Source organism: Listeria sp. MAN/IMW/UF464 (assembly GCF_058683955.1).
In genome coordinates, this window is sequence record NZ_JBZWZP010000003.1 from 344,386 (window position 1) to 361,092 (window position 16,707).

The 16,707-nt window shown below is 38.9% G+C and carries 12 protein-coding genes and 1 other annotated feature (1 of these 13 only partly in view); of the genes, 7 read left to right on the forward strand and 5 right to left on the reverse strand.

The genetic code is table 11. The features are described 5' to 3' along the window. Positions 1 to 19: 19 nt before the first annotated feature. From AC4PG0_RS11660 to pbpD1, 6 genes are all read left to right on the forward strand, one after another. Positions 20 to 550, forward strand: a complete 531-nt coding sequence (locus AC4PG0_RS11660) for an ADP-ribose-binding protein (protein WP_207578811.1) — start codon at positions 20 to 22, stop codon at positions 548 to 550. A gap of 288 nt (positions 551 to 838) precedes the next feature. Then, complete coding sequence (gene guaB / locus AC4PG0_RS11665; protein ID WP_003722118.1) at positions 839 to 2,305, forward strand: IMP dehydrogenase; 1,467 nt, start codon at positions 839 to 841, stop codon at positions 2,303 to 2,305. Between the two features lie 159 nt (positions 2,306 to 2,464). Then, positions 2,465 to 4,237 (forward strand): DNA helicase RecQ, encoded by a 1,773-nt coding sequence (gene recQ / locus AC4PG0_RS11670; RefSeq protein WP_492167566.1) that lies wholly within the window; start codon positions 2,465 to 2,467, stop codon positions 4,235 to 4,237. 22 nt (positions 4,238 to 4,259) lie between these two features. Beyond that, entirely contained in the window at positions 4,260 to 6,413 is a 2,154-nt protein-coding gene (locus AC4PG0_RS11675) for a DNA topoisomerase III (protein WP_003772809.1), read from the forward strand. Between the two features lie 108 nt (positions 6,414 to 6,521). Continuing rightward, positions 6,522 to 8,189, forward strand: coding sequence for a CocE/NonD family hydrolase (locus tag AC4PG0_RS11680; RefSeq protein ID WP_194320293.1), 1,668 nt, complete (start codon positions 6,522 to 6,524; stop codon positions 8,187 to 8,189). Between the two features lie 176 nt (positions 8,190 to 8,365). After that, a complete protein-coding gene (pbpD1, locus tag AC4PG0_RS11685) occupies positions 8,366 to 9,703 on the forward strand; it encodes a D-alanyl-D-alanine carboxypeptidase PBPD1 (RefSeq protein ID WP_045552760.1) in 1,338 nt (445 codons plus the stop codon). Between the two features lie 19 nt (positions 9,704 to 9,722). Here pbpD1 and AC4PG0_RS11690 read toward each other — a convergent pair whose 3' ends face one another. From AC4PG0_RS11690 to AC4PG0_RS11710, 5 genes are all read right to left on the reverse strand, one after another. Beyond that, positions 9,723 to 9,971 (reverse strand): hypothetical protein, encoded by a 249-nt coding sequence (locus tag AC4PG0_RS11690; RefSeq protein ID WP_070752394.1) that lies wholly within the window; start codon positions 9,969 to 9,971, stop codon positions 9,723 to 9,725. A gap of 147 nt (positions 9,972 to 10,118) precedes the next feature. Beyond that, positions 10,119 to 11,891, reverse strand: a complete 1,773-nt coding sequence (locus tag AC4PG0_RS11695; protein WP_045552761.1) for an ABC transporter ATP-binding protein — start codon at positions 11,889 to 11,891, stop codon at positions 10,119 to 10,121. After that, the gene (locus tag AC4PG0_RS11700; RefSeq protein ID WP_045553788.1) at positions 11,891 to 13,612 is read right to left on the reverse strand and encodes an ABC transporter ATP-binding protein; all 1,722 of its coding nucleotides are present in this window, start codon (positions 13,610 to 13,612) and stop codon (positions 11,891 to 11,893) included. Before AC4PG0_RS11700 ends, AC4PG0_RS11695 begins: the two co-directional genes overlap by 1 nt. Positions 13,613 to 13,773: 161 nt before the next feature. Then, positions 13,774 to 15,480 (reverse strand): aminodeoxychorismate synthase component I, encoded by a 1,707-nt coding sequence (gene pabB, locus AC4PG0_RS11705; RefSeq protein WP_492167567.1) that lies wholly within the window; start codon positions 15,478 to 15,480, stop codon positions 13,774 to 13,776. Then, positions 15,477 to 16,049 carry an anthranilate synthase component II gene (locus AC4PG0_RS11710; protein ID WP_003772825.1) on the reverse strand — a complete coding sequence of 191 codons (573 nt, stop codon included), beginning with the start codon at positions 16,047 to 16,049 and terminating at the stop codon, positions 15,477 to 15,479. The genes pabB and AC4PG0_RS11710 overlap by 4 nt, the downstream gene beginning before the upstream one ends. A 130-nt stretch (positions 16,050 to 16,179) precedes the next feature. Here AC4PG0_RS11710 and AC4PG0_RS11715 point away from each other — a divergent pair, with 130 nt between their 5' ends. Beyond that, positions 16,180 to 16,599: a pyridoxamine 5'-phosphate oxidase family protein gene (locus AC4PG0_RS11715; RefSeq protein WP_003772827.1), complete on the forward strand. Its 420-nt coding sequence runs from the start codon at positions 16,180 to 16,182 to the stop codon at positions 16,597 to 16,599. Between the two features lie 52 nt (positions 16,600 to 16,651). Beyond that, positions 16,652 to 16,707: a binding site (T-box leader), on the forward strand (it continues 167 nt past the right edge of the window).

Genomic DNA, 16,707 nt, shown 5'->3' on the forward strand with positions numbered 1-16,707 from the left:
GAAGAAAAGAGGTGATGGTATGGATATAACAGTTGTAAAAGGCGATATTACAGAACAAAATGTGGACGTCATTGTGAACGCTGCTAATCCAGGACTCCTAGGTGGAGGCGGAGTGGATGGTGCTATCCATCAAGCAGCTGGTCCTGATTTATTAAAAGAATGCCAAGAGGTTATTAATCGCATTGGTTCTTGTCCAGCGGGTGAAGCAGTAATCACTTCTGCAGGTGATTTAAAAGCGCATTTTATCATTCATGCTGTGGGACCGATTTGGAAAGATGGTGAGCACCAAGAAGCTAACAAATTAGCATCTTGTTACTGGAAAGCATTGGATTTAGCGGCCGGAAAAGACTTAACTACGATTGCTTTTCCTAATATTTCTACCGGTGTATATGGTTTTCCTAAAAAACTAGCGGCAGAAGTAGCGCTTTATACCGTTCGCAAATGGGTAGAAGAAGAGTATGACTCAAGTATAAAAGAAGTACGCTTTGTTTGTTTTGACGAAGAAAATCTAACATTATACAACAAATTAATAAACAGTGAAGTCGTTTAAGATAACATTCTTAGACGGCTTTTTAAAATGTTTCACGTGAAACATTTTTTACTATATTTTCTGAATAAAACAACAACGGAAAACCTTCTTGACATAGCCCCTAGCTTCTTGTAACATCATATTCAATAACTAAAAATATACATTGGCTATTTCAGCATGATTATAGAAGACAAGTCGCATGATGTGGATATTTTCCACCATTTTTTCTTTATACAAATAAAGAGAAGATGATGCGTTTTTTCTATATAAAAAAAGCTAGTACCAATAAAAAAGGAGTGTTTGCGACCCATGTGGGAAACAAAATTTGCAAAAGAAGGCTTAACATTTGATGATGTTTTACTTGTTCCAGCGAAATCGGACGTATTACCAAATGATGTAGATTTAAGTGTAGAAATGGCTCCATCACTCAAATTAAATGTACCAATTTGGAGTGCCGGAATGGACACGATTACGGAAGCTAAAATGGCGATTGCAATTGCGCGCCAAGGCGGAATCGGTGTTGTTCATAAAAATATGAGTATTGAACAACAAGCAGAAGAAATCGAGAAAGTTAAACGCTCCGAAAGCGGCGTTATTATTGATCCATTTTATCTGACTCCAGACCACCAAGTTTTTGCTGCAGAGCATTTGATGGGTAAATATCGTATCTCAGGTGTTCCAATCGTCAATAACGAGAAGGAGCGCAAACTAGTTGGGATTTTAACCAACCGTGATTTACGTTTTATTTCAGACTACTCTACAGTAATTAAAGATGTTATGACCAAAGAAAACCTAGTGACAGCACCAGTTGGAACTACTTTAAAACAAGCTGAGCAGATTTTGCAAAAACACCGCATCGAGAAATTACCACTTGTTGACGAGGCGGGCATCCTAAAAGGTCTCATCACTATTAAAGATATTGAAAAAGTAATTGAATTCCCGAACTCTGCCAAAGACAAACATGGCAGACTCCTTGCAGCAGCTGCTGTTGGGATTACAAATGATACTTTTGTTCGTGTTGAAAAATTAATCGAAGCTGGTGTAGATGCGATTGTAATTGATACTGCGCACGGACATTCAGCAGGCGTTATTAATAAAATATCTGAAATCCGTCAAACTTTTAAAGATGTAGTAATTGTTGCCGGAAACGTTGCAACAGCTGAAGGAGCACGTGCTCTATTTGAAGTTGGCGTTGATATTGTTAAAGTTGGTATTGGTCCTGGTTCGATCTGTACGACACGTGTTGTTGCAGGGGTTGGGGTACCACAAATCACAGCTATTTATGATTGCGCGACTGTTGCACGCGAATTTGGTAAAACGATTATCGCTGATGGCGGTATTAAATACTCTGGCGACATCGTAAAAGCGTTGGCTGCTGGAGGAAATGCAGTTATGCTAGGAAGTATGCTCGCTGGAACAGATGAAAGCCCTGGTGAAACAGAAATTTTCCAAGGTCGTCAATTCAAAACTTATCGTGGTATGGGTAGTTTGGCAGCTATGGAGCACGGTTCTAAAGATCGTTATTTCCAAGCTGATGCAAAAAAACTTGTTCCTGAAGGTATCGAAGGGCGTGTTCCTTACAAAGGTTCCGTGGCAGATATTATCTTCCAATTAGTTGGCGGTATTCGTTCAGGCATGGGCTACACTGGCTCACCTGATTTAAGACATCTTCGTGAAGAGGCGGCGTTCGTTCGTATGACTGGTGCCGGACTACGCGAGAGTCACCCACATGATATTCAAATTACAAAAGAAGCACCGAACTATAGCATTTCTTAAGGTCGAAAAAGCAGAAATCTCTTCCAAAAGAGGTTTCTGCTTTTTAATTTCTTCTATAAAATAAGAAAACGCCCAGAAAAAACGAATTTCCTCAAAAAGCTTCAATTAAGTTCTTAAAACCGCTATACTGTTTCTATAGAGGAGGCGTGAAAAAAGATAATGATAGAACAAGCAAGAGCTATTTTACAGCAAAATTTTGGTTATCAAGACTTTCGAGATGGACAGATAGATGTTATATCGAAACTTTCAGCTGGTGAAGATACGCTCGCAATCATGCCAACTGGCGGCGGGAAGTCACTTTGTTACCAAATACCAGCACTTCTTTTTGACGGTTTAACCATTGTCGTTTCTCCGCTAATTTCACTTATGAAGGATCAAGTAGATGCGCTAGTCTCAGATGGCATTGCAGCTACTTTTATTAATAGTACACTTACTAATAGAGAAATAGATATTCGGTTAGATGCTGCATTTTCTGGAGAGCTAAAGATGCTTTATATTGCTCCAGAACGAATTGAAACGCCAGGTTTTCAGCGATTAATCGAGCAAGTGCCTATTGCGTTATTTGCAATTGATGAAGCGCACTGTATCTCTCAGTGGGGTCATGACTTTAGACCGAGTTATCTGAGTCTTTGCGATAGTTTAGACAAAATGACTCGGCGTCCGCTTGTTATCGCGCTTACTGCTACAGCAACTCAAGCTGTTTCAGACGATATTTGCCGTCTTTTAAAAATAAAACCAAATTCTGTTATCAAAACTGGATTTTCCAGAGATAATTTAGCATTTCAAGTAGTAAAAGGTCAGGATAAAGACAAGTATTTAATTGATTATTTAACGAAAAATTCGACGGAATCAGGTATTATTTATGCGTCTACACGAAAAGAAGTAGAGCGGATACACAGTTTCTTGCTTAAAAAAGGCGTGGAATCAGGTATGTATCACGGCGGAATGACTGATATAGCTCGAAAAGATTGGCAGGAGAAGTTTCTATATGATGATATTCGTGTAATTGTAGCAACGAATGCTTTTGGAATGGGCATTAACAAATCCAATGTGCGCTTTGTCATTCATTATAATATTCCCCGCAATATCGAGGCGTATTATCAAGAAGCAGGCAGGGCTGGTCGAGACGGCGTTCCAAGCGATTGTATTCTGCTCTTTTCTCCACAAGATAGTCGTATTCAACAGTTTTTAATTGAGCAATCCGAAATGGATGATGAACGTAAACAAAATGAATTCGCTAAGTTACGCCAAATGACGGGTTATGGTTATACAGAAATTTGTTTGCAGAAGTATATCGTTCAGTATTTTGGTGACGACGAGGAAAACTGCGGGAAGTGTAGCAATTGTCTGGATACGCGAGAGACGACAGACATTACAATTTTAGCGCAACAAGTTTTTTCATGTATAAAAAGAATGGGCGAACGTTTCGGAAAAGTATTAATTGCCAAGGTTCTAACGGGTTCTGCTGACCAAAAAGTGAAAGACTGGCGATTTGAAGAACTTAGCACCTATGGATTAATGAAAGATGCATCGCAAAAAGATGTATTGCAACTAATCGATTACCTTACAGCAGAAAAATATTTACAGCCTACAGATAGTCAATTTCCTTCGCTTAAACTTACTGATAGAGCGATATCTGTACTACGAGGCGAGCTAAAGGTAGAGCGTAAACAAGCAAAACGTGCCGAAAAAGTTAAAATGGATGTAACTAGTGATCTTTTCGAAAAATTACGAGAGGTCAGACGCGAACTAGCAGCGAAACACAAAGTACCGCCTTATATCATTTTTTCAGACGAAACCTTACGTGAAATGTGTGCGTATATGCCACAAACGGAAGATGCGCTGCTTGAAGTTAAAGGGATTGGTGCGATGAAACGTGATAAATATGGTGCTGAATTCTTGGCAGTATTGCAACAAGAGGCAGCAAAATAAGATAGAAGAGAGGGTTTGACAGATGACAAAAACACTAGTGCTGGCAGAGAAACCGTCTGTCGGTAAAGATATAGGCCGCGTGCTCGGGGCTAAACAAGGAAAAAATGGCTATTTAGAAGGCGGGAAATACGTAGTAACATGGGCGTTAGGACACTTAGTAACACTGGCCGATCCAGAACGCTACGACCCAAAATACAAGAATTGGAACATGGAAGACTTACCAATGCTTCCAGAAAAAATGAAACTAGAACCAATTAAACAAACAAGAAAGCAATATGAAACAGTTAAAAAATTGATGAACCGTACTGATATAACTACCATTGTTATTGCAACAGATGCAGGGCGAGAAGGAGAACTAGTAGCTCGCTGGATTATTGATTATGCGAAAATCAAAAAACCTTTAAAAAGATTATGGATTTCCTCTGTAACAGATAAGGCGATACGAGAAGGATTTGAACATTTAAAACCAGGAAATGCTTACGAAAACCTGTATCATTCTGCTGTGGCGCGCTCTGAGGCTGACTGGGTAGTGGGGATTAATGCTACACGCGCGTTAACAACCAAATACAATGCACAACTATCCTGTGGTCGCGTGCAAACACCCACGCTTGCAATGATTCAGCATCGTGAAGAAGAAATACGTAACTTTAAACCACGAGAATACTACAGAATTACCGCGTTAACAGAGCAAGAAAGTTTCACGTGGAACAATGGACAAACTTTTGATAAGGATTTAGCTGAAAAACTAGTAAAATCTTTACAAGGCGAAACGGCGTTAATTACAGATGTTGCTATGAAAGAAAAGAAAACTTTTTCACCCGGGCTATATGATTTAACCGAATTGCAACGTGATGCCAATAATAGATATGATTTTTCAGCGAAAGAAACGCTTAATATTATGCAAACCTTGTACGAACGGCATAAGGTATTAACTTATCCGCGAACTGATTCACGCTTTATTTCAACTGATATTGTCCCTACTCTAAAAGAGCGTTTAGAAGCTTGTGGTGTGGGTGAAAATGCTAAAGCTGCCCGCCAAATCAGTGGTAAACCAATTAAAGCAAATAAATCGTTTGTAGATAACAGCAAAGTAAGTGACCATCACGCCATTATTCCGACCGAGCAGCCCGTTTCACTCGGAGATTTAAGCGATAAAGAACGGAAAATTTATGATTTGGTAGTCAAACGTTTTTTAGCAGTACTTTCGGATCCATATATTTATGAAGAAACCTCTGTAAAAGCAAAAATCGGTCAAGAAGACTTCACTTTAAAAGGTAAGGTTGTTAAGTCCCTAGGCTGGAAAAGCATATACGGCGAGGCGCGTGAACCCGATCAACTGACTAAAATGAAAAAAGGCGACAAAATTCCTGTTAAGCGTGTAAATTTAGAAACAGGAAAAACAAAGCCGCCAGCAAGATTTAATGAAGCAACTTTACTGTCAGCAATGGAAAATCCGTCAAAATATATGGAAACAACGAGTAAAGCACTGGCCAAGACTCTTGGCGAAACAGGTGGTCTTGGAACAGTTGCTACACGAGCAGACATCATTGAAAAACTTTTCAATAGTTTTGCCTTAGAAAAACAAGGCAAGGAAATTCACATTACATCTAAAGGACGGCAATTACTCGAATTAGTTCCAGAAGATTTAAAATCCCCTGAACTAACGGCGCGATGGGAGCAAAAGCTATCCAAAATCGCAAAAGGAGAACTAGATTATCGTAAATTTACTGCGGAAATGCGGGATTATGCTAAAAAAGCAGTAACAGAAATAAAGCAAAACGATAAAAAATTCCGTCATGATAACATTACATCACAAAAATGCCCGGATTGCGGCAAGCCAATGCTAAAAGTGAAAGGTAAGCGCGGAACGATGCTCGTTTGTCAGGACCGTGAATGTGGTCATCGTGAATCAGTTTCAAGAACGACTAATGCGCGTTGTCCAAACTGCCATAAACGTATGGAAATGCGCGGCGAAGGGGATAAACAGATTTTTGTATGTGTTTGCGGACATCGTGAAAAGCTAACCGCCTTCCAAGAGCGCCGCAATAAACAGAAAAACAAAAATGTATCCAAAACAGATGTGGCCAAGTTTATGAAAAAACAAAACAAGCAAGATGATGAACCTTTTAACAACCCAATGGCCGAAGCATTAGCAAAATTAAAGCTAGATAAATAAGCGCAAACAAAGCGACCCACTCATATCGAGTGGGTCGCTTTGTTTGACATAGTCTGCTGTATACGAAACAATAAAATGGCAATCAATATTAAAAAGGAGATGTTTCACGTGAAACATAATCAATTAATAATAGAAACAGATATTCCAGCCAAAATGCGAGATGGGGTGACTCTCTACGCAGATATATATCGTCCAGCCGATGAAGGAAAGTACCCAGTTTTGCTTACAAGATTACCTTATAGCAAATCATATGGGCTCCATTTTCTCCGTCCTAATATTTTGGCAGAGCAAGGTTATATTGTGATAGTTCAAGATGTTCGTGGTAGATACACATCAGAAGGCGAATTTGTACCTTACATAGCAGAAGTAGATGATGGATATGACACAATTGAATGGGCAGCTAATTTGCCTTATTCTAATGGGGATGTCGGGATGTTCGGGTTGTCGTACTATGGTTATACGCAAATATTGGCTGCGATAAGCGGTAATGAGCATTTAAAAACTATTGCTCCAATTATGGCGCAAAATAGTATGACTGACGTGTTTAATGACCATGACGGTGCGCTCGAGCTTGGTATGTGGGAAACGTGGAATTTAGAATCAATGCTTCCAAACATGCTGACTCGCAAATACAGTACACGTGAAGAACAAGAACAAGCAGCAAATACATTAATGAAAAACTTAGATAATCTCGAATCATTATATAAATTTAAACCATACAAAGACTGGCCAGCAATTGGGCGGGAAGAAATGCCTTATTTTTCAGAGTTACTTAATTATGAACCAACCCACAATCACTGGCAAAAAATCGATGCGAAAAGCAATTACGATAAAATCAATGTTCCAGGGCTTCATGTAGCCGGTTGGTACGACTGCTTTTTAGATAAAACGATCGCTAATTTCCAAAATGGTCACAGCCGTAAGCTTGGAGATAAATTAGTCATCGGACCATGGACTCATGCCAATTTTGCACAAATGATTGGAGATAGAGACTTTGGCATAGCTGCTACTAAATGGGGCGAGGCAAGTATGCATGCAAGACATATAGAATGGTTTAATCACTGGCTGAAACAAGAGCCACTACCTGAAATGGCGGCAGTTAATTATTTTGTTATGGGCTTAAACGATTGGAAAACAGCTGAAACTTGGCCACCCGAAAATACAGCTATGACACCACTTTATTTTAAAACAGGCACAGTAAGCGCAGAATTCACTCCGCCAACCAAAGAGTCAAAAGCGAAATTCAGTTATGACCCGGAAAATCCGGTGCCTTCAAACGGCGGAGGAACTTTACACAAAGAGCTACATGCGGATGGTCCCAGAGATCAGCAACACCTAGAGTTGCGCAACGATATTCTTTGTTATTCAACTGCTCCACTTGAAGAGTCGCTAGAAATTACAGGACCAATCCAAGTAAAACTATGGGCGAAAACAGATGCGCCAAACACTGATTTCACCGCTAAATTAGTCGATGTTTTCCCGGATGGGACAGCCTTTAACCTAGCAGACGGCATTATCCGGGCTAACAAACAACACGGCGATAATGTGCAAAACAAAATTAATGAATATACAATTGATTTATGGGCAACAAGTAATCTTTTTGAAAAAGGGCACCAAATTCGCGTTGAAATTTCTTCAAGTAACTTCCCTAGATTCGATCCAAACCCAAATACGGGCAGTAGTTTTATTAATTCAACCGAAAGCCAAATCGCGAGCCAAACGATTTATCATAGTCCTGAATTTTCGTCACATATTCTTCTGCCAATCGTTCGCTAGAAAATTTGGTTTTTGGGCGAAAAGTTTTATATACGGCACTACTAAATCATGGTAAAATATGAAAGTATCCGTCAAAAAAATGAAACTTATTCAAAAAGGGAATTTTAAAATAGGTTTCTTGATTAAAATATAGATAAAATGAGTCAATAATTTGCTCAAATGAAGGAGAAGTTGCAGTGAAAAACATAATTAAAAAAACAGGGATCGTAATCATGGCAGCATCCCTTGCAGTAAGTGGCTTTTTAGTAAGTCCGAAAGCAGCACAAGCCGCGGAAGCACCAAATGTAAATGCAAACGCAGCAATCGCGATTGAAGAGAGTACTGGTAAAATTTTATATTCAAAAGATGCTGATAAGCTAATGGGAATTGCATCCATGACGAAAATGATGGATGAATACTTATTACTTGAAGCTATTGATAAAGGACAATTGAAATGGGACGATAAAGTAACTATTTCTGAATATGCCTACAAAGTTTCTCAAGACACTTCCTTATCGAATGTTCCACTTAGATTAGGTGAAGAGTATAGTGTTCAAGAATTATATGAAGCTATGGCGATTTATTCCGCGAATGGGGCTGCAATTGCCATTTCTGAAAAAATAGCGGGTTCTGAAAAAGAATTTGTTGATTTAATGAACAAAAAAGCAGAAGAATTAAAACTAGGCGATCACCAATTTGTTAACTCGACTGGACTTAACAATGAAGATTTAAAAGGTGGCCAGCAAGTGGGCGGTCCAACAGATGAGAACAAGATGACGGCTCGCGGGATGGCAAAGCTTGCGAAACACTTAATTGATGATTATCCTGATGTTCTTAAAACAGCTAGTACAACGAAAAAAGAATTCCGTAAAGGCACATCTGACCAAATTGACATGTCGAACTGGAACTGGTTACTACCAGGATTAATTTACGGTCGTAAAGGTGTCGATGGCTTGAAAACCGGAACTACTGATTACGCTGGAATGTGTTTGACTGCAACAGCTGTACAAGACGGCATGCGAGTTGTTACCGTGGTACTTCATGCTAACGGCGGTGGTAAAGGTGAACATACGAGTGCTCGTTTTGACGAAACAAACAAAATGCTAGATTATGCATTTAACAATTTCAAAGTAAAAGAAGTTCAAAAAGCAGGTTCGAAAGTGAAAAAACCAGCTAGTATTGCAGTAGATAAAGGAAAAGAAGACACAGTTGGACTCGTTACAAAAGACGCAGTAAAACTAGTGGTACCCAAGAACGACAACTCACCTAAGTTAAATACAAACGTAAAACTGGAAGAAAAAACCATAGAAGCACCAGTTAAAAAAGGTACAGAAGTCGGCAAAATGGAAGTATCTTTAAAAGATGGCGACAAGTTAGGATATATTGACGGAAAACAAACAGAAACAATTGACGTACTAACTGCCAGCGATGTCGAAAAGGCAAACTGGTTCATGCTCTCTACACAAGCAGTAGGTTCTTTCTTTAAAGGCATTGGAAGCTACGTTTCTAATGGTGTGCAAGGCTGGTTTAATTAACATAAAAAAATCGATTTCCTTAACTAGGAAATCGACTTTTTTTATTTGTTTGATAGTCTCTATAAAACCATAATAAGAAAAAAACAATACTAATAGTAAAAAATATAATTGGCACTATAATAAGCTTTGTGCCCAGTAAACTCTGATTGATGCTCCCATCCATAAAACCAGATTGAATCAATAACCCTCTTACGACCCCTAATACTTGGATGACAAAAAGTAAAATAAGACCAATAAAACCACTTCTAACAAAAAGATTAAAATTCATATGTATGTTCACCTCTGTTTTTATTTTTCTGTTCTAAATTACGTTAACATAAAATTACTGAGATGAAAATAAAAAAAGAAGTTCTCAATGTTTAACATTTGAGAACTTCCTTTTTTCTATTTATTTCAGACCATAAAAAGCGTCTATCTACTCAATAACAAACTGATTATGATAAAGCTCAGAATAAAATCCTTCCGCCTTCATCAGCTCATCATGATTACCCTGTTCAATCACTTCACCTTGATGTAGTACGACGATATGGTCGGCATCAAGGATAGTTTTTAAACGATGGGCAATGACGAAACTAGTTCTACCGGAGATAACGTTGTCCATAGCTTTTTGGATGCGGCTTTCGGTTACGGTATCTACATTACTTGTCGCTTCATCTAGAATTAGTAGAGAAGGGTTCGTAATAATAGTTCTCGCAATACTCATAAGCTGCTTTTGACCAACACTGAAAATATTGTTTTCATCACTGATTTCTGTTTCATAACCTTTTTCTAGGTTCATAATGAAGTCATGGATGTTAGCTTGTTTCGCAGCGTTAATCACTTCCTCGTCGCTTGCTTCCGGCTTACCGAAAACAATGTTATCGCGAATGGTTCCTGTAAATAGAACGGAATCTTGCAACACGATACCAACTTGTTTACGAAGAGAATCAAGGCGAATGTCGCGGATGTCGATATCATCAAAGAGAATCGCACCACCGTCGACATTATAGAAGCGGTTAAGAAGGTTCATAACAGTTGTCTTACCAGAACCAGTTGGTCCAACAAGCGCCACCATTTTACCTTTACTTACATCAATTGAAACGTCTTTTAGAACTGGTTTTTCAGGGTCATAAGCGAAATCAACATGATCTAGTTTAACACCTTTATTAATACCATCAATTGTTTGTAAGTTCTCGCGTTCAACTTCTTCTTCCTCTGCAAATACTTCACTAACACGACGCGCACCAGTGATTGCTAGTTGTAGCAAGCTGTACTGGGACGAAATTTGTGTTAGTGGCATATAGAATTGTTGTGAATATTGAACGAACATAACGATTAAACCAAGAGCGGCTGTGCGTTCAAGGTCGCCGTTTAGAGCTAACCATCCACCGAAGAAGATAACGATAGCTGTATTTAATAATGAAATACCTTGCATCATTGGAAAAAGTAAACCAGAGTAAACTTGACCTTTATAAGTTGCGTTTTTAACAACATTATTTTGTTTAACAAAGCCCTCAATAGTTTCTTCTTCTAAGCCATTTGTGATAATAATTTTTTGACCAGAAATTTTTTCGTCAATGTAGCCGTTCAAAACACCTAATTCATCTTGTTGAATATCAACGAATTTGCGGGCTTTTCGAATGATTATAGTCGCAATAATAATCGCAAATGGAGCAGATATTAAAGTAACAAAGGCTAGTTCCACATTTTGCTGGAACATCATGATGATGACACCAATCATTAATGCAATGTTTGATAGCACTTGAATCAATGCTTGGTTGAGTGTGTTAGAAATGTTATCCAAGTCACTAGTGAAGCGACTCAGCATTTCGCCATCATTGCGGCTGTCGAAGAAACGAATCGATAGTTTTTCCATCTTGCGGAAAAGCCCTATACGCATTCTGTTCGTCGATTTACCAGCTACCCCTGTCATAATGATACTTTGGATAAAAGTGGCAGCAGCGAGCAGCACGTAGCAGAGAATCAGCATCCAAATGATATGGATGAAGTCGCTCTTGTCATCAACACCTGTTTGTAGTAAACGAACAACATAATCACCAAGTTCTTGAACGGCGTTACCAATATATTGTGGCGCTTTTACTTGAAGGTATGTCGCAAAAACTACAGCAATTAAAATGACAAAAAGTTGAGGTTTATAACCCCGCAGATAGTGCCAGAAAAAGCGGCTAATTTGTTTAAACTCTTTCATTATGCGGTTACCTCCTTGCCTTTTTGAGTGTCGTAAATTTCACGGTAAGTTTCATTTTCTTTAAGAAGTTCTTTGTGGGAACCAACGCCAACGAGTTTACCTTGATCGAGCACGAGAATTTTATCTGCTTGAATAACAGAAGAGATTTTTTGTGCAATGATGAAAGTAGTAGTGTCGTCTAGCTCTTTATTAAGTGCTTCTTTGACTAATTTCTCGGATTTTGCATCAAGGGCACTTGTGCTGTCATCAAGAATTAGTACTTTCGGCGAACCGATAACTCCACGTGTAATGGATAGACGTTGTTTTTGTCCACCAGAGAAGTTATTACCGCGCTCAGAAACAGGAGCTTCATAAAGTTTTGCTTGTTTATCAATAAATTCTTTCGCTTGTGCTATTTTACTTGCATGTTCCATTTCATCGGTTGTCGCGTCTTTTTTACCATGACGTAAATTGTCTGCGATTGTTCCTGAGAAAAGGATTGCGCGTTGGAGCACGAAGGAAACGGTGCTACGAAGTGTTTTCTTATTGATGTCTTTTAGGTTAGTACCACCAATAATAACTTCACCTTCAGTTGGATCGTAAAGGCGTGGAATTAGCTGGGCAAGAGTCGATTTACCGGAACCTGTTGCGCCAACAATACCGACCATTTCACCAACATTCGCTTTAAAAGAAATATCTTTAAGAGCAGGTGTATCGTCACCATCATATTTGAAACTAACGTTACGGAACTCAACAGTACCTTCTAAATCTTGTTCTGGCGCATTTTCATTGTAAGTAATATCTGGTTCTGTTTCGAGAACTTCAGTAATACGTTTCAAGGAAATAAGCGCACGAGAGGCCATCATCATTAGCATACCGCCGATAATAATTGCCATCATGATTTGCATTAAGTAGTTCATGAATGATGCGATAGCCCCGATAACTTCTGGGTTTTCAGCAGCCATGTCACCTACAAAGAAAATAGAAACAACAATTGCTAAGTTAGAAACGAGCATAAATGCAGGAATCATGACAGAAAAAAGAGTTCCTACAATGATAGTGTGACGAGTTAGTTTGTCACTGACAGTTGTGAAACGTCCGATTTCGTTATCTTCTTGAACAAAAGATTTAACAACACGCATTCCGGCAAGGTTTTCTTTTGCGATAGAATTTACGCGGTCAATTAACTTCTGGATAATTGCAAAGTGTTTACCCATAGAGCCAAATGTGAAGACAACAATTAGCACAACGAGTACAACAAGCACAATAATTACCCACCATAATTCAGGTAGAGTAAACATCGCTAAAATAAAAGCTCCGATAAACATAATCGGAATTCTTGTTAGCGACTGTAGTGAAAGCATCACTAAATTTTGTACTTGGGTAATATCGTTTGTTTGTCGAACAACTAGATTACCTGTCGAAAGTTTTTCAATGTTACTAAATGAAAATGTTTGGATTTTACGGAAACTAGATTCACGAATATCTGCGCCGACACCTTGAGCGACTTTGGCAGAAAGAATCGTGTTTAGAATCCCAGCGATAAGGCCAACTGCGGCAATACCGATTAGAAGTGCGCCTATGGAAGAAATTTCATCCATATTATCTTTCATGATGGCGTCTAGGACTTGCTGAAGTAATTTTGGTTGCCATAGTTGTGAGATAACCATGACTACTACAAACAAAGTAGATAATGTTGCTTGTAGCTTGTAATTTTTAAGATGATGAAACAATACTTTCATGATTTTCCTCCCTTGGAAAACGGAAATAAAGACGTGCGAACACATATTCTAATATAGTTTGTGAAAATTTGCAAGTAATTTTTTCACTAATTCTAAATATGGCGAAAATATGGCAAATATACTGTCGAAAATCATTTTTTAATTGTGAAAAAACCTATTGATTATTGTTTGATTTCTACTTCTACAAATCCTCTTACACTATTTATTAACCACACAAAGTCAGCCTCGAAAAGGTCTTTTTTCATTAGTGTTTTTTCGGAAATTTTGTTTTTTGCTAATAAATCTGCTCTCATGGTACCTGGGAGAAGACCTGAACTCACTGGTGGTGTGAAAAAACAGCCTTTTATGCCTAGAACTATATTCCCGGTAGTAAATTCTGTTAGCTCGCCTCGCTCATTCCAAAGCAATGTCTCCTCGGTTTCAGTGCTTTTCATGTCTTCATAAACAGATCTATTAGTGGTTTTATGATAAAGGAATAAATCATCAGTTGAGACGGGACTTTTTGCCAGTTGCGCGGTTATTTGCTGATTTTGCGTACTTATTTCGGTTAGTTCTAAAAGGTGCGTGCCATTTGGATGGAGTAAAAATCTTAATTTATATGTTCCAGCTGGATTGTTTCGCGCTGTTTCCCGCCATAGTTCCACAATTTTTTCACCATTAAAAGGAAAACCAAAAAAATTTGCGCTTGTTTGAAGCCGTTTTAGATGAAAGTCTATCCGGGAGAGTACTCCTTTTTCAAGGCGTAAACATTCAATTAAAGAAAACTTGGTTGCTTTTTCTAAAATAGCTGATTTTGCATGAATCTCGGAAAATTCGCTTTCGGCATCAGAATCCCAAACAATACCGCCACCAACACCATAAGTTGCTTTATTATCTGCAATGGAAATCGTTCGAATTGGCACATTAAAAATCGCATTTCCATTAGGTTCTAGGAATCCAATCGCGCCACAGTATACGCCTCGAGGTGAATCTTCTAGCTCTGAAATAATTTCCATTGTCCGGGCTTTTGGGGCGCCAGTTATTGAACCACAAGGGAAAAGCGCCTCGAAAACTGCGGTTAAACTAGTATCAGGAGGTGTTTCTGCGGTAACAGTAGACGTCATTTGCCACACTGTGGGGTAAGGTTCTAAAGTCATTAATTTAGGCACTTTTACGCTACCAGGCACCGCAATCACCCCAAGGTCATTTCGTAGTAAATCAACAATCATCACATTTTCAGCACGATTTTTAGAATCATTTTTTAACCAATCATGTGCTTCTAAGTCAGCTTGTTCCGTACTTCCGCGGCGAATGGTGCCTTTCATTGGACGTGTCGTCAAGATGTTCTCCTTCCATTTAAAAAATAGCTCGGGTGAAGCGGAGATAATTTGAAATTCATCCGTTTCAATTAGCGCTGTATAGTTTGCTTTTCCAACTTGTTGCAGCGATTCAAAAGAAGCTTGGGCAGAAAACTCACTTGGTACCTCACTTTGGAGCCGAACAGTGTAGTTGATTTGGTATGTGTTTCCAGCAGCAATTTCCGCTTTAACCTGTGCTATTTTTTCCGCATAATCCGGGTAATCCGTATCCATTTTAAAAGAAAGTGGTGCAGTGTCTGAGTTTTCGGTAGGTGCAGTCGTGAAGTTGTCGTATACACCAAACCAGATAAGTGGCATGTTCTCGGCAGGATGTTTGGTTTTTAAATTACTACGAAAAGCAGGAGCGGCCTCATAACTAACAAAGCCAGCAACGTATTTTCCGGATTTTTGGGCTTCTTCGGCAGCTTTCATAATAGGAAGTACTTCCGATAAATCGCGCGCCACCAGTTCGCGAAGTGGATTTTCAAAAATCTTTACCGAACCTTCAAAATCAAAACGTAATAAACTCATTTGGCAGCTCTCCCCAGTCGTACAAAGTTTTCTAAAATTGCGTGTCCGTTTTCAGATAGGATTGCTTCAGGATGAAATTGGACACTATAAATCGCTTTTGTCAGATGCTCTAAACCCATTAAAACCCCATCATCTGTCACAGCGGTCACTTTCAAATCAGCTGGCACAGTATTTGGGTCGATAACTAAAGAATGATAGCGGGCAACTGAGAATCTCGAATTAAGTCCGGCAAATAATCCTTCACCGTGGTGCGTGATTATGCTAGTTTTTCCGTGAACAGGAACGTCCGCCTGAACCACTTTTGCCCCGAAAAAATGACCAATCATTTGATGGCCAAGGCAAATCCCGAGAATGGGAGCGTGAATTTTGTCTAGGAGAGCTAAACTTTCTGGAAAATCATCCGGAGAACCAGGTCCGGGCGAAAGAATAACCATTTCAGGTGCTAATTGGTCGAATGCTTGAAGCGAAAAATCTCTAGCAGAAACTACCCGCACATCTTCCTTAAGCTCTAAAAAATATTGGTATAAATTATATGTAAATGAGTCATTATGATCGATTAATAAAATCACTTCAAATCCCCCTAGTCAAAACGGTTATACTCTTTTATAGCAAATAGCTACGGAGATAACAAGCCTGAAATGTTTGAAGCCCGAAAACAAGTGGAAATGTACACTAAATAACCAAAGGAAGGTGTTTTAGATGGAAAATGAACTAGAAGATAAAATTCTCGCCATTTTAGAACAACATCAAGTTGGGGTATTAACCTCTGTACAAGGCGATTTTCCGCACGCTAGATATATGACGTTTCTTCATGATGGCTTAACACTTTATACACCATCTGGAAAAGAACTACCGAAAACAGAGGAAGTCCGTAGAAACCCGCACGTATGCGTTTTAATTGGCTATGATAGCCCCGGATCTGCCTTTTTAGAAATCAATGGTTTAGCATCACTGGAAGAAGATGAATCTATCAAAGAACGCATCTGGGAAAATATCTCTAAAGACTGGTTTCAAGGCGAAGATTCACCATCCTTTGTCGTTATAAAAATTGTTCCGGAACAAATTAGAATACTGAATTCTGATGATGACGGTCCAGACACGCTCGATTTAATTGGTTAAAGATTTGCTTGTAATTTAAGCAGATATGCGATAGAATAACTTTAAATTAATACGAAAAGCGAAGACAAGAAGTAGTAATGAGGTAGAATTTCTAAAGAGAGCCAGTGG